Origin of the sequence: Brevundimonas sp. UBA5936, assembly GCA_002430835.1 — a bacterium.
Classification (GTDB): domain Bacteria; phylum Pseudomonadota; class Alphaproteobacteria; order Caulobacterales; family Caulobacteraceae; genus Brevundimonas.
Genome location: DJDA01000064.1, coordinates 1,106 through 1,887, shown reverse-complemented (window position 1 = coordinate 1,887; position 782 = coordinate 1,106). Strand labels below are relative to the sequence as shown.

Annotated in this window: 1 pseudogene; it reads right to left on the bottom strand. The window is 65.7% G+C overall.

What is annotated here, in order from left to right:
* A pseudogene (locus B2Y21_RS06475) lies at nucleotides 1–782 on the bottom strand (ribosome biogenesis GTPase Der); the annotation flags it as partial.

Genomic DNA, 782 nt, shown 5'->3' with positions numbered 1-782 from the left:
CGCCCTTGCCGACGAAGGCGTTGGAGCCCGCCTTCTTGGAGGCGCTGGCCTTCAGCCCGCCCAGGGGCTTCACCTTGGGCTTGATGCCGGCCTTGGCCTTCTGCTCCAGCGCCTTGCCGGGCAGGTTGGACAGCTTCTCGGCCTTCTCGGCCTTGATCACCCGGCGCGGCGCGGTCTTGGCGTCGCCCTTGAAGCGTTCCGGGCCGGACTTGGCCCCGCCATCCGCATACGGGTTGGCCGAGCCTGACTTGACGTTCAGGCGGATCGGCGTGCCCGGCAGGTCGAAGCTCTCGCGCAGCGAATTGACCAGATAGCGCTTGTAGTGTTCCGGCATGGCCTCAGCCCGGCTGGCCATCAGCACGAACGTCGGAGGACGCGCCTTGGTCTGGGCCATGTATTTCGGCTTGATGCGCTTGCCGTCCACGGCGGGTGGCGGGTGTCTCTGGGTCGCCAGGGACAGCCAGTCGTTCAGATCCTTGGTCTTCACCTTGACCGACCAGGTGTCATAGGCCTGAAGCACGGCGGGCATCAGGCGCTCGACGCCGCGCCCGTTGAACGACGACAGAGCCACGAAGGGCGAGCCACGCAGCTGCGGCAGCTTGTCGTCGGCCAGGCGCTTCAGTTCGGCCAGACGCGCCTGAGGCTCTTCTTCCAGATCCCATTTGGACGCGACATAGATCAGCGCCCGCCCTTCCCGCTCGACCAGATCGGCCAGTTGCAGGTCTTGGGTGTCGAAGGCGTCGTCCTTGTCCATCATCATGATCACCACCTCGGCGAAGGTG